We start from the raw sequence: 23240 nt of genomic DNA, 5'->3' as shown, positions 1-23240 counted from the left end.
GTCGACCGACGGCGTGGGGGCCTTCGCTTGCGTCCTACGGGTGGGCTAGCCCTGGGGCAGCCCGGCCAGCTGGTCGGTGAGGCGGGCGATGTCCGCCTCGGCCTTGGTCAGCCGGCCCTTGATCTTGTCCACGACGTTGTCGGGGGCCTTGGCGATGAACGCCTCGTTCCCGAGCTTCGCCTCGGCCTGCTGCTTCTCCTTCTCGGCGGCGGCCAGGTCCTTGCTCAGCCGCTTGCGCTCCGCCTCCACGTCGATGGTGCCCGACAGGTCGAGCGCGACGGTGGCGCCGCCGACCGGCAGGGTCGCGGTGGCGCTGAAGGCGTCGCCCTCGGGCTGCAGGCGCAGCACCTGGCGGATGGCGGCCTCGTGGGCGGCCAGCGCGGTGGCGGAAAGGTCCAGGCGGGCCGGAACCTTCTGCTTGTCGTCGAGGTCCTGCTCCTTGCGGAACCGGCGGACCTCCCGGACCAGGGTCTGGACGCCCTCGATCTCGGCCTCGGCGGCCGCGTCGCGGAAGCCGCTGTCCTTCGGCCAGTCGGCGATCACGAGGGACTCGCCGCCGGTCAGCGTGGTCCACAGCGTCTCGGTGACGAAGGGGACCACCGGGTGCAGGAGGCGCAGCGTGACGTCGAGGACCTCGCCGAGGACCCGGGCGGACACCTTGGCCGGCTCACCGCCCGCGAAGAAGGTCGTCTTCGACAGCTCGACGTACCAGTCGAAAACCTCGTCCCACGCGAAGTGGTAGAGGGCCTCGCTGAGCTTCGAGAACTGGTAGTCCTCGTAGAAGGCGTCGGCCTGCGCGACCGTCGCGTTCAGCCGGGACAGCACCCAGCGGTCGGTCGCCGACATCTCCTCGGCCGACGGCAGGTCGCCCTCGATCGTGGCGCCGTTCATCATCGCGAAGCGGGTGGCGTTCCAGATCTTGTTGGCGAACTTGCTGGAGGCCTGGACCCAGTCCTCGCCGATCGGGACGTCGACACCCGGGTTGGCGCCGCGCGCCAGGGTGAAGCGGACCGCGTCGGAGCCGTACTTGTCCATCCAGTCCAGCGGGTTGACCGCGTTGCCGAAGGACTTCGACATCTTCTTGCCGCGCTCGTCGCGGACCATGCCGTGCAGGGCGATGGTGTGGAACGGCGGGGTGCCGTCCATCGCGTACAGGCCGAACATCATCATCCGGGCGACCCAGAAGAAGAGGATGTCGTAGCCGGTGACCAGGACGGCGTTCGGGTAGAACTTCGCCAGGCTGTCGGTCTGCTGCGGCCAGCCGAGCGTGGAGAACGGCCACAGGCCGGAGGAGAACCAGGTGTCCAGGACGTCCGTGTCCTGGGTCCAGCCCTCGCCGCTCGGCGGCTGCTCGTCGGGGCCGACGCAGACGATCTCGCCGTTCGGGCCGTACCAGACGGGGATGCGGTGGCCCCACCACAGCTGGCGCGAGATGCACCAGTCGTGGAGGTTGTCGACCCAGTCGAAGTAGCGCTTCTCCATCTCCTGCGGGTGGATCTTGACCTGGCCGTCGCGGACCGCGTCACCGGCGGCCTTGGCGAGCGGGCCGACCTTGACCCACCACTGGAGCGACAGGCGCGGCTCGATGGTGGTCTTGCAGCGCGAGCAGTGGCCGACGGAGTGCGTGTACGGACGCTTCTCGGCGACGATCCGGCCCTCGGCGCGCAGCGCGGCGACGATGGCGGAACGGGCCTCCAGGCGGTCCAGGCCCTGGAAGGGGCCGTGGACGGTGATGACGGCGTGCTCGTCCATGACGGCGAGGTTGGGCAGGCCGTGGCGCTGACCGATCTCGAAGTCGTTCGGGTCGTGCGCCGGGGTCACCTTGACGGCGCCGGTGCCGAACTCGGGGTCGACGTGCCCGTCGGCGACGACCGGGATGCGGCGGCCGGTGAGCGGCAGCTCGATCTCGGTGCCGACCAGGTGCTTGTAGCGCTCGTCGTCGGGGTGGACGGCGACGGCCGTGTCACCCAGCATCGTCTCGGCGCGGGTCGTCGCGACGACGATGGAGGCGTCGCCCTCGCCGTAGCGGATGGAGACGAGCTCGCCCTCGTCGTCCTGGTACTCGACCTCGATGTCGGAGATCGCGGTGAGGCAGCGGGGGCACCAGTTGATGATGCGCTCGGCGCGGTAGATCAGCTCGTCGTCGTAGAGCTTCTTGAAGATGGTCTGGACGGCCTCGGACAGGCCCTCGTCCATGGTGAAGCGCTCGCGCGACCAGTCGACGCCGTCGCCGAGGCGGCGCATCTGGCCGGAGATCTGGCCTCCGGACTCGCCCTTCCACTGCCAGACGCGCTCGACGAAGGCCTCGCGGCCCAGGTCGTGGCGGGACTTGCCCTCCTTGGCGAGCTCGCGCTCGACGACGTTCTGGGTGGCGATGCCCGCGTGGTCCATGCCGGGCTGCCACAGGGTCTCGTAGCCCTGCATGCGCTTGCGGCGGGTGATGGCGTCGATCAGCGTGTGCTCGAAGGCGTGCCCCAGGTGGAGGCTTCCGGTGACGTTCGGCGGCGGGATGACGATGGCGAAGGGGGGCTTGTCGCTCTTCTCGTCCGCCTCGAAGTACCCACGCTCTACCCAGCGCTCGTAGAGCTTCCCCTCTACATCGGCCGGCGCGTACGAAGTCGGCAGTTCGGAGTAGGGGCTGCTGGGTGTCTGCGTGTTCTCGGTCACGGGGCACAGTTTAGAGCGGTAACAGTCCAGTCATGAAACCGGCTTTCCCAGGACCCGGCGCCCTGAGCGCCTCCGGCTTCCGCCAGGATGTGTGGGACGCATAAACAACCTCATGGGGGGACGCGGGATGAGCTACAACCAGCCGGGACCGTACGGAGGCCAGCAGCCGCAGCAGCCGGGGCCCTACGGGCAGCAGCCGCAGCAGCCGGGCCCGTACGGGCAGCAGCCCGGGCCCTACGGACAGCAGCCCGGATACGGGTACCCGCAGCAGGCCCCCCAGGGCGTCCCGCAGCAGGGCTACCCGCAGCAGCAGCCCGGCTTCCCCCAGCAGCAGGCCCCGTACGGCGGCTACCAGCAGCAGCCTCCGTACGGCGGTACGCCCCCGAAGAAGTCGAAGGCCGGCGTGATCATCGCCGTCGTCCTGGCGGTGGCCGTGATCGGCGGCGCCGGCTGGTACTTCACGCAGGGCGGCGGCGCCTCGGCCTCGATCTCCGCGGACACCAAGGGCTACAAGCTGGTGGCCCCGGCGACGGTGGACGACTTCAAGAAGGACCCGAAGTACAAGGACCCCGACTTCAGCGACAAGGACAAGAAGGAAGCCGAAGGGGTCGGCATCAAGAACCCCACCCAGGTGGGCATGAACTACCAGGCCGGTGACCCGAAGAACCCGCTGACCACCAAGGGCCTGAACTTCTCGGGGCTCTACGGCGACGTCGCCGACCCGGAGAAGTCCGTGGACGCGTACTTCGCCATGGCCAAGCTCAACGCCTCCAAGGACGGGTCCACGAAGGTGGAGTTGATCGGAAGCCCCCAGGCGAAGACCCCGGCGGGCTTCAAGGGCGCGGTGATGAAGTGCCAGGAGATGAAGCTCATCAACACGAGCACCACGGACAAGGGTCCGAAGGAGTTCACCATTCCGATCTGCGTGTGGGGTGACTACAGCACCCTGAGCATGGTCGGCGCCACCGACGTGGCGTCGATCCTGGCCGGCAAGCCGGGCTACACCCTGGACCAGACCGCGGAACTCGCCGCGAAGCTCTACGACACCGCCCGCGTGAAGAAGTAGCGCTCCGCGCACCACATGAGGAAGGGCGCCCCCGCTCCGGGGGCGCCCTTCCTCATGCGTACTGCGGGTGCTACGCCGACTTCTCGTGCGGGCCCTGGTCCTTCGGGACGATCCGCGGGACCAGCGTCGGGTTGACGTTGGAGCGGACCACGTCCGAGGTGATGACCACGCGGGCCACGTCCTTGCGGGACGGGACCTCGTACATCACCGACATCAGGACCTCTTCCATGATGGCGCGCAGGCCGCGCGCGCCGGTCTGGCGGAGGATCGCCTGGTCGGCGATGGCCTCGAGGGCCTCGCGCTCGAAGTCCAGCTCGACGCCGTCGAGTTCGAACAGCCGCTGGTACTGCTTCACCAGGGCGTTGCGCGGCTCGATGAGGATCTGGAGCAGGGCCTCGCGGTCCAGGTTGTGCACCGAGGTGATGACGGGCAGACGGCCGATGAACTCGGGGATCATCCCGAACTTCACCAGGTCCTCCGGCATGACCTCCTGGAACTGGTTGCTCGCCTCGATCTCGCGCTTCGAGCGGATCGTCGCCCCGAAGCCGATGCCCTTGGCGCCGGCGCGGGATTCGATGATCCGCTCCAGGCCGGAGAAGGCACCGCCCACGATGAACAGCACGTTCGTCGTGTCGATCTGGATGAATTCCTGGTGCGGGTGCTTGCGGCCGCCCTGCGGCGGTACGGAAGCGGTGGTGCCTTCCAGGATCTTCAGGAGGGCCTGCTGCACGCCCTCGCCGCTCACGTCGCGCGTGATCGACGGGTTCTCGCTCTTGCGGGCGACCTTGTCGATCTCGTCGATGTAGATGATTCCGGTTTCGGCCTTCTTGACGTCGTAGTCGGCCGCCTGGATCAGCTTGAGCAGGATGTTCTCGACGTCCTCGCCGACGTACCCGGCCTCCGTGAGCGCCGTCGCGTCCGCGATGGCGAACGGAACGTTGAGCATCCGGGCGAGCGTCTGGGCCAGCAGCGTCTTGCCCGAGCCCGTGGGGCCGAGCAGGAGGATGTTGGACTTCGCGAGCTCGATCGCGTCGTCACGGCCCGTCCCGCCGCCGTTCTCGCCGGCCTGGACGCGCTTGTAGTGGTTGTACACCGCGACGGAGAGCGCCTTCTTCGCCGGCTCCTGGCCGACGACGTAGCTCTCCAGGAACTCGTAGATCTCACGGGGCTTGGGAAGTTCTTCCCAGCGAACCTCGGAGGTCTCCGCGAGTTCCTCTTCGATGATCTCGTTGCAGAGGTCGATGCACTCGTCGCAGATGTACACACCGGGTCCCGCGATGAGCTTCTTCACCTGCTTCTGGCTCTTTCCGCAGAACGAGCACTTGAGCAGGTCGCCGCCGTCACCGATGCGTGCCACGAGGTGCTTCCCCTTCGCCTGGGAGACGCCTGGTTCAGCGCTCCTGGTGCCTCATATCCGACGGTACCTTGCCGGGGGCCCCGTGCGGGGCCCCCTTGACGTGGTTCACATCGCCCAATCCGGCAATGTGCCCGCGCCAACTGGCGGCAAGGATCAGTTCGAAGTCTTACGGGTCGCCACGACCTGGTCGATCAGGCCGTACGCCAGCGCGTCCTGGGCCGTGAGGATCTTGTCGCGCTCGATGTCGTCGCGGATCTTCTCGATCGGGGTCGAGGAGTGCGTGGCCAGCATGGTCTCCAGCTGGTCGCGCATGCGCAGGATCTCGTTGGCCGCGATCTCCAGGTCGGAGAGCTGCTCACGGCCGGTGCCGCCCGAGGGCTGGTGGATCAGCACGCGGGCGTTCGGCAGCGCCATGCGCTTGCCGGGCGCGCCGGCGGCGAGCAGGACCGCGGCGGCGGAGGCCGCCTGGCCCATGCAGACCGTCGAGATGTCCGGCTTCACGAACTGCATCGTGTCGTAGATCGCCGTCAGCGCGGTGAAGGAGCCGCCGGGGCTGTTGATGTACAGGTAGATGTCGCGGTCCGGGTCCATCGACTCCAGGCACAGGAGCTGTGCCATGACGTCGTTGGCGGAGGCGTCGTCGATCTGCACGCCGAGGAAGATGATGCGCTCCTCGAAGAGCTTCGCGTACGGGTCGTACTCGCGGACGCCCTGCGAGGTGCGCTCCACGAAGCGCGGCACGACGTAGCGGTTGTCCACCGGCGCGCCGGTGTAGAGGCCGCTCGCGGGAGAAAGGTTGTTCATGTGCATCTGAGTGTTCACCGTCCTGGTGGCGTTCTGCGGGCTGAGGCTTGCCTGGTGCGGGCGGGCGTACGGGTCCCCGTACGGGATCCCGTACGCCGGGGCCGGGATCAGGCCCCGGTGCCGCCGCCGCCCGGGACCAGCGACGCGGCGGAGATGATCTCGTCGATGAGACCGTAGGCCTTGGCCTCTTCCGCCGTGTACCAGCGGTCGCGGTCGCCGTCGCGGATGATCGTCTCCACGGTCTGGCCGGAGTGGTGCGCGGTGATCTCAGCCATGCGCTGCTTCGTGCGCAGCAGGTACTGGGCCTGGATCTTGATGTCCGAGGCGGTGCCGCCGATGCCGGCGGAGCCCTGGTGCATCAGGATGTCGGTGTTCGGGAGCGCGAAGCGCTTGCCCGGGGTACCGCCGGTGAGCAGGAACTGGCCCATGGAGGCCGCCATGCCCATACCGATGGTGACCACGTCGTTCGGGATGTACTGCATGGTGTCGTAGACCGCCATGCCCGCCGTCACCGAACCACCGGGGCTGTTGATGTACAGGTAGATGTCCTTCTCCGGCTCGGCGGCCAGGAGCAGGAGCTGCGCAGTGATCTTGTTGGCGATGTCGTCGTCGACCTGCTGGCCGAGGAAGATGATGCGCTCGCCGAGCAGCCGGTTGTAGACATGGTCGCCGAGGCCGCCACCGATGGACGGCTCACCCGCGGCGTAAGGCTTCAGATTCGTCACGTATCCACCTGCTCGTCTCCGACGGCCATGTGCCGTCTCAGCGTCTCGTTCTGGGGCGCGGACCTGCCGTGCGGACGATGTCCGCCGGCGTCGGGTACTCCCGTGCCCTCGTATTCATGGACCCTAACGCGCAGCTACGACAACGCCATCCCGCTTCCCGAACTGTTCGCTCGGAGCGCAAGGTCAGAGGCCCCTCACGGAGGGTCCCGGGGAGGGTCTGCGCAGGGCGTCCCACGGGAGTCCCGCGGCACTCCCAGGGCACTCCCACGGGAAGGCCGAAGGGCCCGGACGCGATGGCGTACGGGCCCTCCGGGCCGTGCTCTGGTACTGCTCAGCGGGGGTACCCCGCTAGTGCCTGGCAGGTGTTACTTGGCCTCGTCGGCGGCGATGTCGCCGTCGGCCTCGACCACGTTCTCGGCGGCCTGCTCGAGCTCGTCCTCGTCGTCGGAGAGGTCGACGACCTCACCGTTGGTGTCGGTGACCTTGGCGGCCTCGACGACGGCCGCGAGGGCCTTGCCGCGGGCGACCTCGCCGACGAGCATCGGAACCTGGCCACCCTCGACGACGGCCTGGGCGAACTGGTCGGGGGACATGCCGGAGGAGGCGGCGCGACGCATGAGGTGCTCGGTGAGCTCCTCCTGGTTCACGTTCAGCTTCTCCTTGTTGACCAGCTCGTCGAGGACGAACTGGGTCTTGATGCCCTTGATCGCCTGCTCGGCGGTCTCGGCGTCGAACTCCTCGACCGTCTTGCCCTGGATCTCCAGGTACTTCTCGATGGTGAGGCCCATCTGGCCGAGCTGGTGGTGCTCGAGGTTGTGCTTGCGGGTCTGGACCTCGTCCGCGAGGAGCTTCTCGGGGATCGGGACCTCGACGAGCTCCAGCAGCTTCTCCAGGACGCGCTCCTGGGCCTGCGTGGCCTGGTCGTACTGCTTCATGTTCTCGAGGCGCTTGCGGCTGTCGGCCTTGAGCTCGTCGAGGGTGTCGAACTCGCTCGCCATGCCGGCGAACTCGTCGTCCAGCTCCGGCAGCTCGCGGGCGGAAACCTTGGTGACCTTGACGGTGACCTCGGCGTCCTTGCCCTCGGCGGAGCCGCCCTTCAGCTGGGAGGTGAAGGTGGCCTCGCCACCGGCCTCCAGGCCCTTGACGGCCTCGTCGATGCCTTCGAGAAGCTCACCCGAGCCGATGGTGTAGGAGACGTCCTGGGCGACACCGTCCTCCAGCACCTCGCCGTCGACCTTGGCCTCGAGGTCGATGGTGACGACGTCGCCGTCCTCAGCCGCGCGCTCGACGTCCTTGGTGGACGCGAAGCGGCCGCGCAGCTGCTCGACCGACTTCTCGACGTCCTCGTCCGAGACCTCGACGGCGTCCACGGTGACCTCGATGCCGGAGTAGTCCGGGATCTCGATCGCGGGACGGATGTCGACCTCGGCGGTGAAGGACAGCAGCTCGCCGTCCTTCAGCTCCGTGATGTCGACGTCGGGCTGGCCCAGCGGGTTCAGGTCGGCCTCGTTGACGGCCTCGGTGTAGAACTTCGGGAGGGCGTCGTTGACGGCCTCCTCCAGCACCGCACCGCGGCCGAAGCGCTGGTCGATGACGCGGGCCGGGATCTTGCCCTTGCGGAAGCCCTTCACCGTGACCTGCTGGTTGATCTTCTTGTAGGCCGCGTCGAGGCTGTCCTTGAGCTCCTCGAAGGGCACCTCAACAGTGAGCCGAACCCGAGTCGGGTTCAGGGTCTCCACGGCGCTCTTCACGGTTCGGTCTCCTTGTGGCTGACTGCTGGGGGTCTCTGCTCATCGCCGCGGTCTAGCGGTTCTCAGCGGATCGGGCCCGGTACATCAGACACACGGGCACGCAGCTTGCATAGTAGCCGCAAGCGGCAATCAGCCCACAACGCGATCATCGACGCGGTCTCGTAAGGACCCGAGGACCCGCGCGCTACTCCTGCTACTCCTGCTGGTCGGGGTGGCCGGATTCGAACCGACGACCTTCCGCTCCCAAAGCGGACGCGCTACCAAGCTGCGCCACACCCCGTCGGTGCGACACGTAGGGTACATGCCCGAAGACCCTCCGCCGTGCGGAGTTTCGAGGATGGAGCCGCCGATCGCCGCCGCGGCCACACGCGGGCGCGAAATGCGGTGTGCGATCCCCCGCCGGAACCCGCTAGGATGCTGTCCGTGCCGCGGTCCCCGGACCTGCGTCGCACGTGCTGCGGGTGTAGCTCAATGGTAGAGCACTAGTCTTCCAAACTAGCTACGCGGGTTCGATTCCCGTCACCCGCTCAGAGACCGAAAGGGCCAGGTCAGAGGATGTTTCCTCGACCTGGCCCTTCGTCGCTCCCGGGGCTGCGATCAGCTCCGCGTGCCCCCTGCGTGCCCCTTCCGTTGTGGATCTTCCTTCGTGCCCTTGGTGGCCGTCTTCCGACCCTTCTTGACGAGCCCGCTCAGCGCGTCGGCGATCAGCCGGTCCCGGTCGGCGCTGGCGTGCTGATAGATCAGCGCGGCGCGGGCGGTGCTGTGACCCATGCGCGTCATCAACTCCCGGGTACTGGCACCCGTCGATGCGGCGAGCGTGTTGCCCGTGTGCCGCAGATCATGGAAGTGCAGCCCTTTGACTCCTGCTTCCCGACACGCCTTGTGCCACAGCCGGTTGAAGTGATTCCGGCGCGGAGTCGCCCCCTTGGCCCCGACGAAGACACGCCCATCGGCGCCAGCCTCCGCGTACTTCTTCAGGTGCTCGTGCAGATCCGCGAGGATCACGCCCGGAACGGAGACCGTCCTCTTGCCGGCGGCACTCTTCGGCGCCTTGATCTCCCGCTGCCCGTTGCTCAGCTCGGCGACGGCCCGCCGGACACGCACGGTGCGGTGCTCCAGGTCCACGTCCCGCCGGTGGAGCCCGATCAGCTCGCCCCAGCGCAGCCCGAGGAATCCAGCCATGAGGACGAGCGCCCGAAAGCGCGGCTGGACCGCTTCGGCCAGCGCGTAGACCTCCTTGACCGTGGCGGTCGGCCGCTCCGGGGTGTGCACAGTGCTGGCGCCCTTGACCTGGCAGGGGTTCCGCCGGATCAGCTCGTCGGACACGGCCGTACCCAGGATGGCGCGGAGCAGGGCGTAGGCCTTGGCCACCGTGGTGGGCCCGGTGCCGGCGGCCAACTTGTCGGCGCGCCAACGCCGTACGAGGGGTGGCGAGATCTCCCCCAGGTTGACCCCGCCGAGAACCGGGTCCAGGTGGTGCTTGAGGAGCGAGCCGTATAGCTGCCGCGTGGTGCTGGTCAGCTCGCGCTCTTTGATCCAGGCGACGGCGTACGGCCCGAAGGCGACTTTCCCGGCGTCGGGATCGCGCCAGTCGCCTCGCCGCATCTCGGTCTGTGTGTCGGCGAGCCAGTCGTCCGCGTCTTTCTTGGTGCGGAAGGTCTCGGGCGCAGGGCGGAGCTGTCCGTCCGGGCCGAGGTAACGAGCCTGGTACCGACCGGAGGGCAACTTACGGACCCGGCCGAACGGGCGTCGCTTCCCAGCCATCAGGCAGCCACCCCCAGACGGCTGCGGCGGCGCGGTTCGACGGTGTGGGCGTCGATGTAGGCCCAGACGGCGCTCTCAGGGATGCGGACGTGTCGGCCCACCTTCACGTAGGTGATCCGCCGCTCCTCGATGAGGCGTCGGGGGAACCGCACGGTTGTGCCGAGCAGTTCGGCGACCTGGACGACGCTGAGGAAACGCTCATTCATGCTGCTCTCCTTGCAGGGCTTCGCGGGCGGTCTGGCGGTTGAGTTGGATATCCCGGGCGATGGTGGCGGCGAGGACGGACTCCCCCGGGCTGTGTCCGTGGCCGGCGTACTGCCAGGAGGCGAGGACGAGCACGGTGTCCGGCTCGATGTCGGTGAGGCCGCGGGCTTCGCGTTCTTGGGCGGCGCGGTAGTCGGCGCGGGTCTGGCGGAGGGCGCCGAGGGTGGTGGAGTACTGCCTCGACTTGGTGGAGAAGTGGCAGCGGAAGCCGAGCATGTGCGACCAGGCGGCGAGGCGGCGGTCCGGGTACAGCGGGTCGAGGTCGAGGCAGGCCTCGATCAATCGGGCGGTGTGGTCGGGGACGTCGAGGAGGACGAGGGCCTCGCGGTTGCCGATCCGACGGTCGAGGGTGCCGGTGTTCTCTGCTGCCTTGGTGGCGTACTTGGCCACGTACGAAGCGACCGCCTGCTCGGTGATGTCGGATCCGTCGCCAAAGGCCTTGATCGGGCGTACGTCGAGCTGGGTTCCCCACCGGAAGGTGCGGGCGGGCTCGTCAGCAGCGGCCGGGACAGTGATCGAGGTGTACGCGTGGGCTACGGCGGCCCGGATCGAGTGGTCGAGGAGCTCCGTGGTGGCCCAGGCCGGCGGAGGGCTGAGCGGGCCTGCGGGTCCGTCGATCCGGATCACAGCGTGGAAGTGAATGGCGCCGCGCTTCTGGAACTCGGCGACCTTGCCGTAGGAGACCCGCGCCTCCTCCTTCAGCTCGCGTTGGGTGAGGCCGGCGGAGGCGGCGATCTCACGGCGCAGACGGGTGGTGAAGCGCTGCCAGAGCTGTCCCGCGTGGTTGTTGAAGAGGACGGCGGCGGCATAGTCGTACGTGGCCGGGTCGAGGGCGGTACCGAGTTCGGGCGCGTCCTCCTGGTGGTGCGTGCCGCAGCGGCACGGGCGGCCGGTGGGGCGGTTGTGGACCGGGCCGAAGGACGGGGCGGTGAGCGTGGCGAAGACGCGGGGGTGTTCGCGGACCGTGGCGGGGATGTCGCGGCGGTCGTCGCCTGCCAGGCCTGCCCGAATGAGGTGGTAGGTGTCTCCGGCGTAAGTCCAGGCGCAAGCCGGGCACCGGGAGGCGCGGCGGTTGCCGCAGGCGATGCGGAGGCGGGCGCCGGGCTCGTTCTCGGTGGAGTAGCGGTGGAGGATCTCGCCCGAGGTCTTGTCCTTGGCGACGGTCCAGCCGGTGATGTGGATCGGGTCGGAGCAGCCGCCCGTGCGGTGGATCTGGTCTTCCCAGCGTGCGTAGCCGGGGGCCCCGGCCACCTTCAGCATGTCGTCGAGGGTGGCCGGGTCCAGGCCCGCGAGGGTCGCGGTGTGGGTCACGCGGTCACCGTCCAGTGGGGACGGCGGGTGGAGCGGCGGGTTCCGGTGCCGTGGCAGGTGAAGCAGTGGGCGGTGATCGTGCGGAGGTGGCCGTTGTGGTCGCGGCCGCCGAGGGTGATGGCGACGGAGGCGTGGCCGTCGCAGTTCCGGCAGAGCTCTCCCGGGGTGTTCTGCTTCATGATGGTGATTCCGTCCGGTTCGTTGGATCGGTCAGGAATGCGGCGCCGGGACGGCGGAGACTTGGCGGTTGAGGCCGTCCCGGGGCCGGTCAACGGCTCTTGAACTCCTGGCGCAGGGCGCGGACGAGGAAGAGCATGACGACGGCGCTGACGGACAGGGCGACGGCGGTGACCGCGACGGCCAGGAGCAGCGAGACGGCGACCGAGGCCAGCGCGAGGACTCCGGCGACTCCGCCGGCGGCGAGGGCGAGTGCGGTACCGGGCGAGCTCTGGACCAGGCCGCCGAAGGCACTCGGGGACTTCACGGGGACAGGCGCCGAGCCGGGCTCCGAGTAATCGACGGGCGCAGGGGTCGGGCGGATGGTCGCCGGGGTGTAGGTGTCGGGGCTGGGGTACTTGGGCTTGAACATGGCTGTTCTCCTTCCGGGGCGGGTTACTTGTTGATCGCGGTGTCGATGGCCGGGGCGAGGAAGCTGTCCGCGAGGAGGAAGCCGCCGATGAGGATCACGGCGACGAGCCAGAGCGGCGGGCGGACGAGCTTGTAGCCGAGGACACCGACGACCAGCAGGGCGAACCAGAGCGGGACGTCCATGGCGGTGGCCTTTCGGGTCAGGTGACGCGGCAGCGGTGGGAGCGGGCGGCGAGCTGGGCGGCGGTCGAGGAGTTGTAGTCCGAGGACCAGCCGCAGCCGTCGGTGGTGCAGACGGCGGTGTCCTTGTTGCGGCCGCGGTTGTCGCGGTAGGTGCCTATCTGGACGGGGCCGATCTTCATGAGCGAGCGGAAGTTGATCCGGGCGGGCATGGGATCTCCTCAGGCGAGTTGGGCGGCGATGGCTTCAGCCATCGGCGACGGGACGCCGAGCCGGGCGCGCAGGGTCTCGGTGTCGATGTCCGAGCCGGTACGGGTGCGGTGGTCGTCGGCGATCTTCTGGGCGTGAGCGACCAGGGCGGGCGGAGCGGTGACCGCCGTTGCGGGCACCGGGGCGGGAGCAGGCAGGGCGGGGAGCTCGTCGGCCTGTACGCCGGGTTCTGTCTCCCGTTCGACCACGGGCAGGGGCACCGGTTCCGGGCCGGGTTCCGGCGCGCTGGGCGGCGTAGGCCGGTGGACCAGGAGCGTGCCGCCGAGGAAGGCGAGTGCCGGCCATCCGGCGACGAGGATGCGGAGCCAGTCCGGGACGTCGCGGAGGTCGAGGAGGCCGGCGGTCGCGACGTTCGCGCCGAGCGAGGCCGCCAGGGCGACGGCGAACCAGGACCAGGCCGACCGCGAGGGCTCCCCCGCATCCCTTAGGGACCGGAGCCGGTGCCATGCGGCGACGAGGAGCAGGTCCACGCTGACCGGGTAGGCCCAAGCCTTCCAGCCGTCCTGTCCGGCGGCTTCGGCGAGGTCGTGGAGGTGGGCGAAGGAGAGGGCTCCGGCGATGACGGCCTGGACGAGGACGGCGTCCGGGCGGACCAGGCGGGTCATGGTGTTCACCTCGTTTCAGGCATGGGTGGGGTAGGGACTTGGCGCGATGAGGCCGCGCCGACCGGGTGGGGCCAAGCGCTTAGAAGGCACCTGCTGTAGCGGCCTTGGGCTGGACCTTGCCGACGAGGACGCGTACCGGGAGCGCGGGGCGGAAGGGCTCCAGCTCCGGGATGCTCGGGGTGCGGTGGGCCTGAGCGTTGCAGGTGTTCACGGCCTGGCGGAGGGTGGTGTGCGGGGCCCGGATACGGGACCAACCGCCGGAGGAGTCCCCGGCCACAGCCGTACCGGGGCGGTCCTTGTCGATCTGGACGGCGGCGAGGACGGCGTCCGGGGAGATGTCCCCGAAGGCCATGTTCGCCGAGGTCTCGTCGTTGACACGGTGGGCCGTACGGCCGGTGAGCTGAGCGCGGAGCATCGTGATGCCCTTGCCGAGTTCGGAGCCGAAGCGCTGACCGCAGATCTCCAGGTGAATGCCGGCGGCGCGGCCGAGCTGGGCGAGGCGGACCAGGTCGGTGACGATCTGGTCCCGTCGAGCCTCCTCCGCCTTACCCGCGGCGAGGGCAAGCTCCGCAACCTCATCCACCAGCAGCACGACGGGTACGGGGCGAAGGTGCGCGGGCAGGTCCCAGATATCGGCGGTGATCTCCGCATCCGGGAGGTCGATGCTGATCCGCTGCTCGGCCCGGATGACCTGGTAGACGCGGCCCATGTACTGAACGAGCGCGGCGAGCAACTCCGCTGCATCGTCCGGGTTGTCGGCGAGGGCAGTGAACCGCCGGGCCATCGGCGAGAGTTCCACGCCGTTCTTGCAGTCGATGCCGACGAGGGCGACGTTCTGCGAGGCCAGGCCAGAGACGAGCGTGCGTTGGTAGACGGACTTCCCTGATTTGGTCGCGCCGACGTTCAGAGCGTGCGGGACCTGCCGGTAGTCCCGGTGATGAACCTGCCCGTCCTCGCGCAGGGCCACCGGCACGCGGAGCGGTTGATCGGGCACGGCCGCAGCCGGCATGCGCACCCGCTTGAGGACGTCGTACCCCGTCATCCTCAGCTCGACGACGCTGGAGCGGATCTCGCGCGAGACGACGTTGTGGAGGGCGAAGGAGTGGCGGAGCCGGTCCGACGAGGCGGAGAAGTCGAACGCGTCTTGTCCGGGCCGGAGTTTCAGCCGTAGGACCAGGCCGGTCGAGGTGGGCCTCAGCCGCAGGATTCGAGGCGAACGAGCCTCAGGGGCCGGCCTGTTAGCAACCCGAGCGAGTGCTAGTTGCCAGCGGGAGGGCGGGACGGTGAGCCCGCATGCGTCCATCACCGAGCGATAGCGAATCAGGACGCGGATGGTCGCGAAGGTGACCCCGAAGGCCATCCAGTACCAGGTGGGCCGCTGCCAGCGCAGTACGAGCGCCAGGGCGAGGACCACCAGCAGCGTGACCCATAAGGCGTTCATGCTCAGCCCGCCTTGGCGGTGAGCGAGGTGACGGCGACGGCACGGAAGCTGATGCCGTGGCGCTTCTGGCCGTTGAACTCGTTCTCCCACGGGCGGGCGACGAGGCCGGTCAGCGCGACGGGGGTACCCATGACCAGCTCACCCGAGATCCCGGGCGCCGGCACGACCACCGACAGGACTTCCGCCTCCCCGTACGAGGCGAACAGCACGTCCACGGTCATCATCTGGGACCCGGTCTCGGGGTCGGTGGCGATCTCGCCGGTCCGACGGTCCTTGATCTTCACGGCCGGGGGCTGGGCGACCATCACCATGGCGGCCGAGGTGTCGACGGGAATCTGACGCACAGCAGATCACTCCTCTATAGATGCTGAACTCCGTCACTCATGTATAGGAGTGACATGAAGAAGAGTGCCCGACTCCTATACATGAGTCAACCCGCCACGAAGAGAAACTCGTAGCGGGCTGTAGGGAGTTGAGCGAGCGTCAGTCGCGCGCGGGGATCCGGTACTCGAAGACGAACTGGTCAGCGGCCATGAGGGTGTCGCACACCTCGACCACACGACCTTCCTCCGTGACCGCATCGCGGAGCAGATGCACCACGGGTGCGCCGGGGGTCAGCGACAGCTCGGTCGCCTCAGCCTTGGCGGCCGGCCGGGCCTGGAGCGTCTCCACGTACTCGGCGAAGACGTGGCCGTGATCCTCCAGCCGAGCGTAGATGCCGCCGGGCCCCGGATTCTCGGCGAACAGCTCCGGGATGTCCTTCACGACGTCCCAGGGCAGGTACGAGGTGGCCGTCTCCACGGGCGTCCCGTTCCGGAAGTACAGCCGACGCCGGGCCAGCACCTGAGTGCCCGCGCTGACCCCGAGTCGCGACGCGATCTCCTCCGGCACCTCCATGGGCCCGATGAACAGCACGCTCACCTTGGCCTCAGCCCCAGACTGTGCGGACTCCGCGAGATACGCGGCCCGACCCTCCTGCCGATGCGTACGCCGGAAGCGATCGGAGGACCGGTGCCGCACGGGCGGCCGAGCCTTCACCAGCGAGCCCTTGCCGTGCCGCGTCTCCACGAGCCCGCTCGCCCGAACCTCCACCATGGCCTTGCGAATGGTCCCGCCCGCGACGCCATAGCGCTCCACGAGCTCCGACTCACTCGGCACCATGTCGCCGGCACTCAGCACCCCGGCCCGGATCTGCTGAACGATGTCCTCGGCGATCTGCACGTACCGAGGCACGGCAGCCCTGCCACCTCCTGCTGCGGTTCCCATAGTCCTTCTCTTCCTCCTATGCTCCTGTACATGAGTACGGGTTCCACGGGAAGCAAGTCAATGCCACTCCACTCCGTGTCCGTAGCCGGGGCAGTGCTGCGCGAGGACGGCCGACTCCTGGCGATCCGTCGCGCGGACAACGGGACTTGGGAACTACCGGGCGGAGTCCTCGAACTCGCGGAATCCCCAGAGGCCGGCGTCCGCCGCGAGGTCCTGGAGGAGACGGGCATCAAGGTCGAGGTGGACGAGCTCACCGGGGTCTACAAGAACACCACCCGAGGCATCGTCGCCCTGGTCTTCCGCTGCAAGCCGTCCGGCGGCACCGAGCGCACCTCGGAGGAATCGACCGCGGTCGCCTGGCTCACCCCAGAAGAGGTCACTGCTCAGATGTCCGAGGTGTACGCGATCCGCCTCCTGGACGCCCTGGACAACTCAGGCCCCCACGTCCGCAGCCACGACGGCCGCCAGCTCACCGCAAGCACGTACTGAGAGAGACGCCCATGCCTGCGGACATCGCTCTGCACTTTGACCGTGTCCACACTCGCGGGGCCCACAAAGACCTCCGGCTACGTATCGGCTCCCACCAGCACTCATGCGATTCGTACTACCTGGCGCTCGATGACTCGGCGACTGCCCCAGGAGGCCTGGGCGCGCGGCTCGCTCGGCTGCTGGAGCAGTGGAGCGCACAGATCATCGGGCTCAAGGATGTAGGTGGCACCGCCTATCTGCCGTACGACTTCTCAGACCAGTGCACGGCCTGGCTACGAGTGACATCCACAGACGGACAGACTGCCCAGGTCCAGGCTGGATGGAGCCTGATCGAGGCCTGGCGGATCGCCCCCTCCAACTACCTGGCCACAGCAGCCGAAGTAGCGGACTTCGACCCGATCGCCAGTGCTCGCATCGAGTGCACACTCACGGAACTGGCGGCGCACATCAACGCCAACCGGGCCACCCTTGCAGCCACGGGACCGTAGCGCGGTAAGAGTTTCCCTACTTCATCAAGGGCGCTTCCGCCGCCAAGGCGGCGTCGCGCGCCCGTCGCCCCGAGCCTGCGCTCCTGTCTGCGCCCCGCTCCAGCCCGGACCGCCGGCCGCGCGCCACTATGGCTATGGGCTTGACGAGGTGAACCGGCCTGCGCGATCGGCTACCCGCTAGAACGATGCCTCCGGCGGGGGCGCTCAGGCTCCGGGATGCACGGGGCCCGTCCTGCGTCTGCCGGCCGGTACGTGGTGGGGGTGGGGAGCTGTCATCCCGTCTGCCGTCGACCCAGGCAAGCCATAGCAGACCAGGCTTCTGGGGCCCAGGTCATTCGTCCAGCAGGGCGCTCCACCTGGGCCCCAGAAGCCTGACCTGCTATCACACCGTGTGGGTCGACGGCAGACGGGATGACAGCAGAGGGCGCCGTGGCTTGGGAGCCTGCAGCCCGCGGTGCGGATTCCATAAAACGCACAACGTATACACCTCCGGACTGGCAAGATGCCGCCATGGCCGAACTGGACTCACAGCCGAAGTCAATCCAATCGCTCTACGCATGGTACGGCGAGAATAAACTCTGGGTTAATCGACGGTATCAGCGAAAGCTGGTATGGACCCTCGAAGAGAAGCAGAAGCTGATCGAATCGGTTCTGAAGCGATACCCAATTCCGGCAATCTTGCTGGCGGAACGCGACGGCGGCGACTATGAGGTAATCGACGGGCTCCAGCGGCTTCACACAATCATGTCCTTCATCGAGACAGCGTTCCCCACGCTCGACGGCAAGTATTTTGACGTCGATCAATTTGTGACAGCGAAGACGAGATCGATCGAAGAGGAGTCTTTCTCAGTTTCCGCGGGCGAGGTGATTTCGGCCCGCGAGGTGGGGACCATACTGGATTACACGATCGCAGTATCAGTCATGCGAGGCGCGACGGACGAGGAAATCGACGACGTATTTTCCCGAATTAACACGTACGGCCACCGGCTAAGCGATCAAGAGCGCAGGCAAGCAGGTGTGAGGGACGGCCTATCCACCCTGGTAAGGAGAATCTCGTGCGAAGTTCGCGGTGACTCCTCCACTGACATCCTCAGCCTCGAAAAAATGCCTGCAATCAGTATCGACCTACCCAAGACCAAGCACGGCTACAAAGTGGAGGCCGACACCGTCTTCTGGGTAGAGCAAGGAATTTTGACGGCAACAGACCTTCGAGACTCGATGGACGAGCAGTGCATTGCCGACATCGCCGTTTCAATTATCGGCGGCACGCTAATTGAGCGATCGAAGGCCGCACTCGACTCGCTCTACGAGAGGGGGACGTCTGAGAACGCGCGGATAATCGAGGCGCTTGACAGTTACGGTGCCGATAGGTTTTCGGCAGAATTTAAGTACTGCCTCGATGAAATTCGGGTCGTGTGTGGGAGGGGGGGTGGGCGCAAACTCCGGTCGATCATCTTCTCGAAAACCACCACAAACCCTTTCCCGGCAGTGTTCGCCGTCCTCTGTGTTGCGTTTCACGAGCTGTTCTTCACCGAGAATAAGAAGATCGCAGACTACGACGGCCTACAGAAGGCCCTCATAGACCTCGACAAGAGGATCGTCACCGGGAAATCGTCGACATCTGTCAGCGAGCGACGAAAGAACGTGGAAACTATCAAGGGGCTAATTCGCACCCACATGGTCGCGAGCGAGCATCGCGATATCTACGGAGAGCACACAGCGACCGACGTAGACAATGCGATCAGGCGATCTCAGATCGAAGCCCCTCATTACGAACTGAAGCAGGGGCTACTCCGCCTCGATAATTCTCGCAGCATCGATGCACACGTCTTGAACAGGATAATCAAGACCATTTGTGCGATCGCCAACAACGGCAAGGGGCGAGCCGGGACGATTCTCATTGGAGTTGCCGACAAAGAGGCAGACGCAAAGCGGGTTCGCGACCTTGATAACATCACCCCCCGCATGGTGTGCGAGGGACGCTTCGTCGTCGGCGTTCGCCGAGAGGCGTCAGTGCTCAAGGAAAGCGAGGAGCGCTACTTTGGACGCTGGAAGACCGGCATTAGGGCATCCGCGCTGCCACAGGGCCTGAAGGACGCCGTGCTTTCGAGCATCGCCTATTCGAGCTATTACGGGCTTGGCGTTATCATAATTCGCGTTCCGGAGCAGACCGCTGTTTCCATCTTGGATGGGAAAATCTATATCCGGGAGGGAGATGAAACGATTGAGGTTGAAACGACCGACGTGGCAAGAACTCTGGAAATCGGAAAGCGATTCCAGTAGGGCCTCAGACCCGCGGGGCGGCGCTTCTCATGGTGCGCAAGGCCCCGGATAGGCCCGACCGTAGGCCCCCAGGGGGCCTTCGGTGGCGTCGACGTGTGTTCTGTCGGTTCAGTGGACTCGACACCGGGGCAAGTCTCCGGCTGGTGGCGGTCGCGGCCTATTCGCAGACTGGCGAGACAGACCGGAGTCCATCCGAGCCTCTGACCTGCGGGGACTCATGCGACACACGGGGCCTCCGGAGCTGTGTGTCAATCGCAGTGACTCGAACGGTCTAGCCCCAGCGATCGGCTGGGGCTGCACTCTCGTTGGGGTCGGCGTCAATACTCCGCGGCCGCTGGCTGGCGAGGAGCTTCGGTCTGATCTTCACGGGTGTAGGGGGCTGGCATCGCTAGGCGGTGACCGCGACTGATTGCCACGCGGACGGCGTCCCTCAGGGCTCCGGTCAGGTCCGTTGCCAGGAAGCGGAGTTCATCAGGGTCAAGCTGCTCGCCCGCGAGAATTTCAAGGGCGTGGTGCAAGAGTTCGGAGGCTAAGCCGAGCTGCACTGCCTCTGTGTTGTCGGCAAGGCGGGATAGGTAGCCGGCATTGTCGTCGGCGCTCAGGAAACAGGGTTTGCCGTCGGGGCCCGACCACGGCAGCAGTCGTAGTTCGTTGTGGGGTGTCATCGTTCCGCCCCCTCGACTTCGGCCGTGTGGTGCGTGGTGAAGACTGCGTCAGCGCGGTCGCCGGGAAGCGCTAGGAGGGTCGCCTCGACTACGCGCCCGGTGGTGTCGGTTGCCACGCGTGTGATCGAGAGGATGGCCAGGGTCGGGCTGATCCGAAGGGTTGTCGCTTCGGCTGGAGTTGGGAGGCGGGTGCTTACCGTTTCCCGGACCACGGACAGTGATGGACGCTGGTCTGGCACTCGTGCGGTTAGCAGTCCTTCCGGGACATTGGCCGGCGCCAGGTCTCGGGGGACGTAGATGCGGGCCAGGCTGTGCGGTGTCTTCCCCTCGTGGCTAAGGCAGAGGAACTCCGTCAGGGGGCTGCGGGGCGAGACCTTGAGGAGGGCGGTCAGATGGCCGTGCGCTCGGAGGTTGGTGGCGCGGACCGTGGTGTGGAGCGCCTCCTCGGTCGGGGCCGGTGCGCTCGGCGTGTGTCCGCCGCCGACGTACATGGTTCTGCGGAGCGGGTGGCGGACGAAGTTGCCGCTGCCGTGGATCTTCTCTACTAGGCCTTCAGCCTGGAGGAGCGCGAGGGCGTTCCGGAGGGTGGGTGTGCTGACTGCGTAGTGGGCGGCCAGGTGGGCTTCGGAGGGGAGGCGTTCGCCGGCCTTCAAGTTGCCCTTCGCGATCTGGTTCCGGAGGTCTTCGGCGATGGCGTGGCGGCGGGACGGTGCGGGTTGGGTCACCAGTTCCTCCGGATCCGCAGGGCGATGAAGCGGGTTCGGGCGTGCATGGTCAGGAGTTCGCCCGACTCGAAGCAGAGTCGCTTCGCGCTGGCGGGGAGTTGGATCAGGTCGATGACGCGGCACGGTTGGCCACCGATCTGGATTACGTCGCCGCGTTGGACGGTGGTCGAGGTGATCTCGACGTTTGTGGCGAGGGCGCCGCTAGGGGTCCATCCGCTCACTGGGTCACCTGCCGCGGTTCGGGCCGGTCGTTTGGGGTGTGGCAGGGGCAGTCGCAGGCCTCGTAGATCACGGGGACGCCTACCGGACCCGTGGTGGGGGACGACTGTGCGCACTCGTGGTGGGTGCCGATCGTGCACGAGCTCGACCGGTAGGGGGTGGGGTCCGCGGCGGGCGGTAATGCCGGCCGGAGGGGGCGCCCACTGGTGCGCGCGGTTGTGGGGACCATACGGTTCGACATGCTGATCAGCTCCTACTGCTGTCGGCCAGGTCCTCGGACGTTGCCCGTCGCGGGGACCGCTTTGCGTACGGCGGCCCAGAGGGTGCGGCCGGTCAAGCTGCTGGCTAGGAGTCCGAAGCGGTCGGCCTCCGCTACCACTTCCAGGACCTCCCTCCAGGTGGAGGCGGGCAGGGCTTCTGGTACCTCCGCTTCGATCGACGTGTAGCGGGCTTGCTCCTCCACTCGCGTGGTCAGGCCCAGGGCGGACAGTCGGGCAGCGATGCTTTCGGCCCTTGATTCCGAAGCGGGCACCGAGGGCCTCCGTCGCCGAATGAACACGTTGAGTGAAGCTAGTTAACTAGGTTAGAGCTAGTGGACTAGATTTTCTACATGCCTGAGCAACCGCCTTATCTCCGTATCGCCGACGTACTCCGGCAGCGGATCGCGGAGCATGACTGGAACGTTGGTGACCGGCTCCCCTCGCGGACGCAGATCGCCGAGGAGTGTGGTGTCGGCGAGAACGTGGTGCGCCGGGCACAGGAGCTTTTGATCTCCCAAGGTGTGCTGGAGGGGCGAGCGGGCTCGGGTACGTACGTCGCGGAGCCCCGGCAGCGCGTGCGGGTCGTCCGGTCGTCAGCTCGTGAGCAGCCGGGTGGTTCTCCCTTCCGTGCGGACATGCAGGCCCTGGGCAGGCAGGGGAACTGGGAGAGTCGGACCGAGGCGAAGGTTCCCGCGCCGGCCGAGATCGCCGCGCGCCTCGGGATCCCGGCTGGGGAGCTGTGCGTGCGCACGGTGTACGAGTTCCTTGCCGATGGCAGGCCGGTGCAGTTGTCGACGAGTTGGGAGCCGTACGAGCTCACCGCCGGCACGCTTGTCGTCCTGCCCGAGGGTGGGCCGCATGCCGGTGCCGGCGTCGTGAACCGGATGGCCGTCATTGGGATCACGGTCAGCCACGCCGTGGAGCAGCCGGAGCCGCGGCAGGCCACGGCCGAGGAGGCGTCGCTTCTCGGGATCCAGAAGGCTGCCCTGGTGACCCACATTCGGCGGACCTACTACAGCGACCAAGGGCAACCCGTGGAGACGGCCGACATCGTCATTCCCGTCGCACTGTGCGAGGTCGTGTACGAGATTCCGATCAGGAGCTAAGGGCTGTCGCGTGGAGGGTCGGCGGCTGGGTCCGGCCCAGGGAGTCAGACCCGGACGGCATGATGTCCTCCGTGACGAACAGCGCAGACCTGCATCCTGACCGGATACCGGGGTACGACTTCGGCCCCCTCACGCACGAGGCCTGGTTCCTGGACGAGCCGTTGTTCTGGCTTGGACACGTCTCCTCGTGTGTCCATTCCGAGGAAGCCGCAGAACTGCTCTTCGGCGCTGACTACGACGCTGCGGGCGAGTTCCAACAGCGATTGTGGGAGCAGGCCACGTGGCCGACGTTCACCATCCCCCTTGCCGGCGAGCACCGTCTCCACATCGTCTATCGCACCCTCGCCGGCGAGGCCGGCATCGACTACCTCCTCCACCACCCCGACTGGGTGCAGGCCGAGCACCTCGCCCAGGACGACGGGCACTTCATGGGGCCGGGCCTGTCCTGGCCCGAGCTGGTGGCTGCCGCGGACAACGCACTGCCCGGCGGGAGCACCACCGACCCGCACGCTCGGCTGCTCCTACTGCTTCCCGCGTTGGGTGACGACGAACTACCCGACGATGCCGTGGGCCGTCTGACGGCCGCGCTGCGCGCCTGTGCGGGCGTGGAGGACCCCGAGGCCCTCGGAGTCGCCCTGCTGGACGCCCAGGGGGCGCCAGGCCCCGCGCACTGGACGACAGACGGCCGCGGTTGCTCCGTCAACGACGGCGGGTACTCCTGTCGCAACCCCGCCAACCACTTTGCGCTGCCGGCCGATCGACTGTCACGGGTGGCCGCCGCGCTCGCCCCTTGACCCGTGGACACCCTCTCCACACGGTGTCCTGGCTCGTGTCTCTCGCGTGCCCGATCGAAAGGGGTCGTTGAGGGCATAGCGGGGAACAGCAGCGAGAGAGCAGGGAACCGGCAGGTCAGTGGGTTGGCTGGCCGGGGTGGGGGCGGGTACGC

General features: G+C 67.5%; 26 protein-coding genes and 2 tRNA genes. 7 read left to right on the top strand and 21 right to left on the bottom strand.

The genetic code is table 11. The features are described 5' to 3' along the window. Positions 1-45 precede the first annotated feature (45 nt). A complete protein-coding gene (locus ACE1OC_RS27080) occupies positions 46-2667 on the bottom strand; it encodes a valine--tRNA ligase (protein WP_407839203.1) in 2622 nt (873 codons plus the stop codon). A gap of 127 nt (positions 2668-2794) precedes the next feature. On the opposite strand from ACE1OC_RS27080, the gene ACE1OC_RS27075 reads away from it, so the two are divergent. Then, entirely contained in the window at positions 2795-3733 is a 939-nt protein-coding gene (locus ACE1OC_RS27075) for a hypothetical protein (RefSeq protein WP_407839202.1), read from the top strand. Between the two features lie 70 nt (positions 3734-3803). Here the strand turns inward: ACE1OC_RS27075 and clpX are convergent, their stop codons facing one another. The 5 genes from clpX to ACE1OC_RS27050 all read right to left on the bottom strand — a co-directional run bounded on the left by clpX (position 3804) and on the right by ACE1OC_RS27050 (position 8650). Further along, positions 3804-5090, bottom strand: coding sequence for an ATP-dependent Clp protease ATP-binding subunit ClpX (gene clpX, locus ACE1OC_RS27070; protein WP_250739478.1), 1287 nt, complete (start codon positions 5088-5090; stop codon positions 3804-3806). A gap of 153 nt (positions 5091-5243) precedes the next feature. Beyond that, positions 5244-5894: an ATP-dependent Clp protease proteolytic subunit gene (locus ACE1OC_RS27065; RefSeq protein ID WP_250739479.1), complete on the bottom strand. Its 651-nt coding sequence runs from the start codon at positions 5892-5894 to the stop codon at positions 5244-5246. Positions 5895-6001: 107 nt separating this feature from the next. Beyond that, positions 6002-6619: an ATP-dependent Clp protease proteolytic subunit gene (locus ACE1OC_RS27060; RefSeq protein ID WP_250739480.1), complete on the bottom strand. Its 618-nt coding sequence runs from the start codon at positions 6617-6619 to the stop codon at positions 6002-6004. 365 nt (positions 6620-6984) lie between these two features. Further along, on the bottom strand, positions 6985-8370 hold the full coding sequence (gene tig, locus ACE1OC_RS27055; protein ID WP_407839201.1) for a trigger factor: 1386 nt from the start codon (positions 8368-8370) through the stop codon (positions 6985-6987). A gap of 203 nt (positions 8371-8573) precedes the next feature. Next, positions 8574-8650: transfer RNA gene (locus ACE1OC_RS27050), tRNA-Pro, on the bottom strand. A 177-nt stretch (positions 8651-8827) separates the two neighbouring features. On the opposite strand from ACE1OC_RS27050, the gene ACE1OC_RS27045 reads away from it, so the two are divergent. Further along, positions 8828-8898 (top strand) — tRNA-Gly (locus tag ACE1OC_RS27045). 69 nt (positions 8899-8967) lie between these two features. On the opposite strand, the gene ACE1OC_RS27040 is transcribed toward ACE1OC_RS27045, so the two are convergent. The 11 genes from ACE1OC_RS27040 to ACE1OC_RS26990 form a co-directional block, all read right to left on the bottom strand. After that, positions 8968-10134: a tyrosine-type recombinase/integrase gene (locus ACE1OC_RS27040; protein ID WP_407839200.1), complete on the bottom strand. Its 1167-nt coding sequence runs from the start codon at positions 10132-10134 to the stop codon at positions 8968-8970. Then, positions 10134-10340, bottom strand: a complete 207-nt coding sequence (locus tag ACE1OC_RS27035) for an excisionase family DNA-binding protein (RefSeq protein ID WP_407839199.1) — start codon at positions 10338-10340, stop codon at positions 10134-10136. Before ACE1OC_RS27035 ends, ACE1OC_RS27040 begins: the two co-directional genes overlap by 1 nt. After that, entirely contained in the window at positions 10333-11658 is a 1326-nt protein-coding gene (gene repSA, locus ACE1OC_RS27030) for a replication initiator protein RepSA (protein WP_407841692.1), read from the bottom strand. The genes ACE1OC_RS27035 and repSA overlap by 8 nt, the downstream gene beginning before the upstream one ends. A 47-nt stretch (positions 11659-11705) precedes the next feature. Further along, positions 11706-11888, bottom strand: a complete 183-nt coding sequence (locus tag ACE1OC_RS27025) for a hypothetical protein (RefSeq protein ID WP_407839198.1) — start codon at positions 11886-11888, stop codon at positions 11706-11708. 89 nt (positions 11889-11977) lie between these two features. Then, complete coding sequence (locus ACE1OC_RS27020; RefSeq protein WP_407839197.1) at positions 11978-12298, bottom strand: membrane protein FAM174 family protein; 321 nt, start codon at positions 12296-12298, stop codon at positions 11978-11980. Between the two features lie 23 nt (positions 12299-12321). Beyond that, positions 12322-12480: a hypothetical protein gene (locus ACE1OC_RS27015; protein ID WP_106983073.1), complete on the bottom strand. Its 159-nt coding sequence runs from the start codon at positions 12478-12480 to the stop codon at positions 12322-12324. Positions 12481-12497: 17 nt separating this feature from the next. Beyond that, the gene (locus ACE1OC_RS27010; RefSeq protein ID WP_407839196.1) at positions 12498-12689 is read right to left on the bottom strand and encodes a mobile element transfer protein; all 192 of its coding nucleotides are present in this window, start codon (positions 12687-12689) and stop codon (positions 12498-12500) included. 9 nt (positions 12690-12698) lie between these two features. Further along, on the bottom strand, positions 12699-13352 hold the full coding sequence (locus ACE1OC_RS27005; RefSeq protein ID WP_407839195.1) for a DUF2637 domain-containing protein: 654 nt from the start codon (positions 13350-13352) through the stop codon (positions 12699-12701). Between the two features lie 79 nt (positions 13353-13431). Further along, positions 13432-14793, bottom strand: a complete 1362-nt coding sequence (locus ACE1OC_RS27000; RefSeq protein WP_407839194.1) for an FtsK/SpoIIIE domain-containing protein — start codon at positions 14791-14793, stop codon at positions 13432-13434. A gap of 2 nt (positions 14794-14795) precedes the next feature. Continuing rightward, a complete protein-coding gene (locus tag ACE1OC_RS26995; protein ID WP_052871649.1) occupies positions 14796-15137 on the bottom strand; it encodes a hypothetical protein in 342 nt (113 codons plus the stop codon). A gap of 139 nt (positions 15138-15276) precedes the next feature. Next, positions 15277-16059 carry a GntR family transcriptional regulator gene (locus ACE1OC_RS26990; RefSeq protein WP_407839193.1) on the bottom strand — a complete coding sequence of 261 codons (783 nt, stop codon included), beginning with the start codon at positions 16057-16059 and terminating at the stop codon, positions 15277-15279. 18 nt (positions 16060-16077) lie between these two features. On the opposite strand from ACE1OC_RS26990, the gene ACE1OC_RS26985 reads away from it, so the two are divergent. The 3 genes from ACE1OC_RS26985 (at position 16078) to ACE1OC_RS26975 (ending at position 19319) form a co-directional block, all read left to right on the top strand. Next, a complete protein-coding gene (locus ACE1OC_RS26985) occupies positions 16078-16548 on the top strand; it encodes an NUDIX hydrolase (protein WP_407839192.1) in 471 nt (156 codons plus the stop codon). Positions 16549-16559: 11 nt separating this feature from the next. Next, positions 16560-17036, top strand: a complete 477-nt coding sequence (locus ACE1OC_RS26980; protein WP_407839191.1) for a hypothetical protein — start codon at positions 16560-16562, stop codon at positions 17034-17036. A gap of 510 nt (positions 17037-17546) precedes the next feature. Next, complete coding sequence (locus tag ACE1OC_RS26975; protein ID WP_407839190.1) at positions 17547-19319, top strand: GmrSD restriction endonuclease domain-containing protein; 1773 nt, start codon at positions 17547-17549, stop codon at positions 19317-19319. 317 nt (positions 19320-19636) lie between these two features. On the opposite strand, the gene ACE1OC_RS26970 is transcribed toward ACE1OC_RS26975, so the two are convergent. The 4 genes from ACE1OC_RS26970 to ACE1OC_RS26955 form a co-directional block, all read right to left on the bottom strand. Continuing rightward, positions 19637-19984, bottom strand: coding sequence for a hypothetical protein (locus ACE1OC_RS26970; RefSeq protein WP_407839189.1), 348 nt, complete (start codon positions 19982-19984; stop codon positions 19637-19639). Further along, on the bottom strand, positions 19981-20709 hold the full coding sequence (locus tag ACE1OC_RS26965) for a GntR family transcriptional regulator (protein WP_407839188.1): 729 nt from the start codon (positions 20707-20709) through the stop codon (positions 19981-19983). The genes ACE1OC_RS26970 and ACE1OC_RS26965 overlap by 4 nt, the downstream gene beginning before the upstream one ends. Further along, positions 20706-20930, bottom strand: a complete 225-nt coding sequence (locus ACE1OC_RS26960; protein ID WP_407839187.1) for a hypothetical protein — start codon at positions 20928-20930, stop codon at positions 20706-20708. The genes ACE1OC_RS26965 and ACE1OC_RS26960 overlap by 4 nt, the downstream gene beginning before the upstream one ends. A 251-nt stretch (positions 20931-21181) precedes the next feature. Then, the gene (locus ACE1OC_RS26955; RefSeq protein WP_407839186.1) at positions 21182-21460 is read right to left on the bottom strand and encodes a hypothetical protein; all 279 of its coding nucleotides are present in this window, start codon (positions 21458-21460) and stop codon (positions 21182-21184) included. A gap of 78 nt (positions 21461-21538) precedes the next feature. Between ACE1OC_RS26955 and ACE1OC_RS26950 the strand changes: the two genes are divergently transcribed. Both ACE1OC_RS26950 and ACE1OC_RS26945 read left to right on the top strand, forming a co-directional pair. Continuing rightward, positions 21539-22294 (top strand): GntR family transcriptional regulator, encoded by a 756-nt coding sequence (locus ACE1OC_RS26950; protein ID WP_407839185.1) that lies wholly within the window; start codon positions 21539-21541, stop codon positions 22292-22294. Between the two features lie 71 nt (positions 22295-22365). Then, positions 22366-23088, top strand: coding sequence for a hypothetical protein (locus tag ACE1OC_RS26945; protein WP_407839184.1), 723 nt, complete (start codon positions 22366-22368; stop codon positions 23086-23088). The last annotated feature ends 152 nt before the right edge of the window (positions 23089-23240 follow it).

Origin of the sequence: Streptomyces stoeckheimensis (assembly GCF_045822005.1) — a bacterium.
In the GTDB taxonomy this organism is placed as follows: Bacteria; Actinomycetota; Actinomycetes; order Streptomycetales; family Streptomycetaceae; genus Streptomyces; species Streptomyces stoeckheimensis.
Note: the sequence above shows the minus strand (reverse complement) of the source record. Positions and strands in the feature narration are given on the sequence as shown.

Excerpts from the sequence above, each read along its gene's own strand:
- ACE1OC_RS26980 (WP_407839191.1), top strand. The coding sequence starts at position 16,560 with ATGCCTGCGGACATCGCTCTGCACTTTGACCGTGTCCACACTCGCGGG.
- ACE1OC_RS27075 (WP_407839202.1), top strand. The coding sequence starts at position 2,795 with ATGAGCTACAACCAGCCGGGACCGTACGGAGGCCAGCAGCCGCAGCAG.
- ACE1OC_RS27000 (WP_407839194.1), bottom strand. The coding sequence starts at position 14,793 with ATGAACGCCTTATGGGTCACGCTGCTGGTGGTCCTCGCCCTGGCGCTC.
- ACE1OC_RS27065 (WP_250739479.1), bottom strand. The coding sequence starts at position 5,894 with ATGAACAACCTTTCTCCCGCGAGCGGCCTCTACACCGGCGCGCCGGTG.
- ACE1OC_RS27010 (WP_407839196.1), bottom strand. The coding sequence starts at position 12,689 with ATGCCCGCCCGGATCAACTTCCGCTCGCTCATGAAGATCGGCCCCGTC.
- ACE1OC_RS27005 (WP_407839195.1), bottom strand. The coding sequence starts at position 13,352 with ATGACCCGCCTGGTCCGCCCGGACGCCGTCCTCGTCCAGGCCGTCATC.
- ACE1OC_RS26950 (WP_407839185.1), top strand. The coding sequence starts at position 21,539 with ATGCCTGAGCAACCGCCTTATCTCCGTATCGCCGACGTACTCCGGCAG.
- ACE1OC_RS26990 (WP_407839193.1), bottom strand. The coding sequence starts at position 16,059 with ATGGGAACCGCAGCAGGAGGTGGCAGGGCTGCCGTGCCTCGGTACGTG.
- ACE1OC_RS27015 (WP_106983073.1), bottom strand. The coding sequence starts at position 12,480 with ATGGACGTCCCGCTCTGGTTCGCCCTGCTGGTCGTCGGTGTCCTCGGC.
- ACE1OC_RS26985 (WP_407839192.1), top strand. The coding sequence starts at position 16,078 with ATGCTCCTGTACATGAGTACGGGTTCCACGGGAAGCAAGTCAATGCCA.
- ACE1OC_RS26970 (WP_407839189.1), bottom strand. The coding sequence starts at position 19,984 with ATGACACCCCACAACGAACTACGACTGCTGCCGTGGTCGGGCCCCGAC.
- ACE1OC_RS26975 (WP_407839190.1), top strand. The coding sequence starts at position 17,547 with ATGGCCGAACTGGACTCACAGCCGAAGTCAATCCAATCGCTCTACGCA.
- repSA (WP_407841692.1), bottom strand. The coding sequence starts at position 11,658 with ATGCTGAAGGTGGCCGGGGCCCCCGGCTACGCACGCTGGGAAGACCAG.
- ACE1OC_RS27040 (WP_407839200.1), bottom strand. The coding sequence starts at position 10,134 with ATGGCTGGGAAGCGACGCCCGTTCGGCCGGGTCCGTAAGTTGCCCTCC.
- ACE1OC_RS27035 (WP_407839199.1), bottom strand. The coding sequence starts at position 10,340 with ATGAATGAGCGTTTCCTCAGCGTCGTCCAGGTCGCCGAACTGCTCGGC.
- ACE1OC_RS27025 (WP_407839198.1), bottom strand. The coding sequence starts at position 11,888 with ATGAAGCAGAACACCCCGGGAGAGCTCTGCCGGAACTGCGACGGCCAC.
- ACE1OC_RS27020 (WP_407839197.1), bottom strand. The coding sequence starts at position 12,298 with ATGTTCAAGCCCAAGTACCCCAGCCCCGACACCTACACCCCGGCGACC.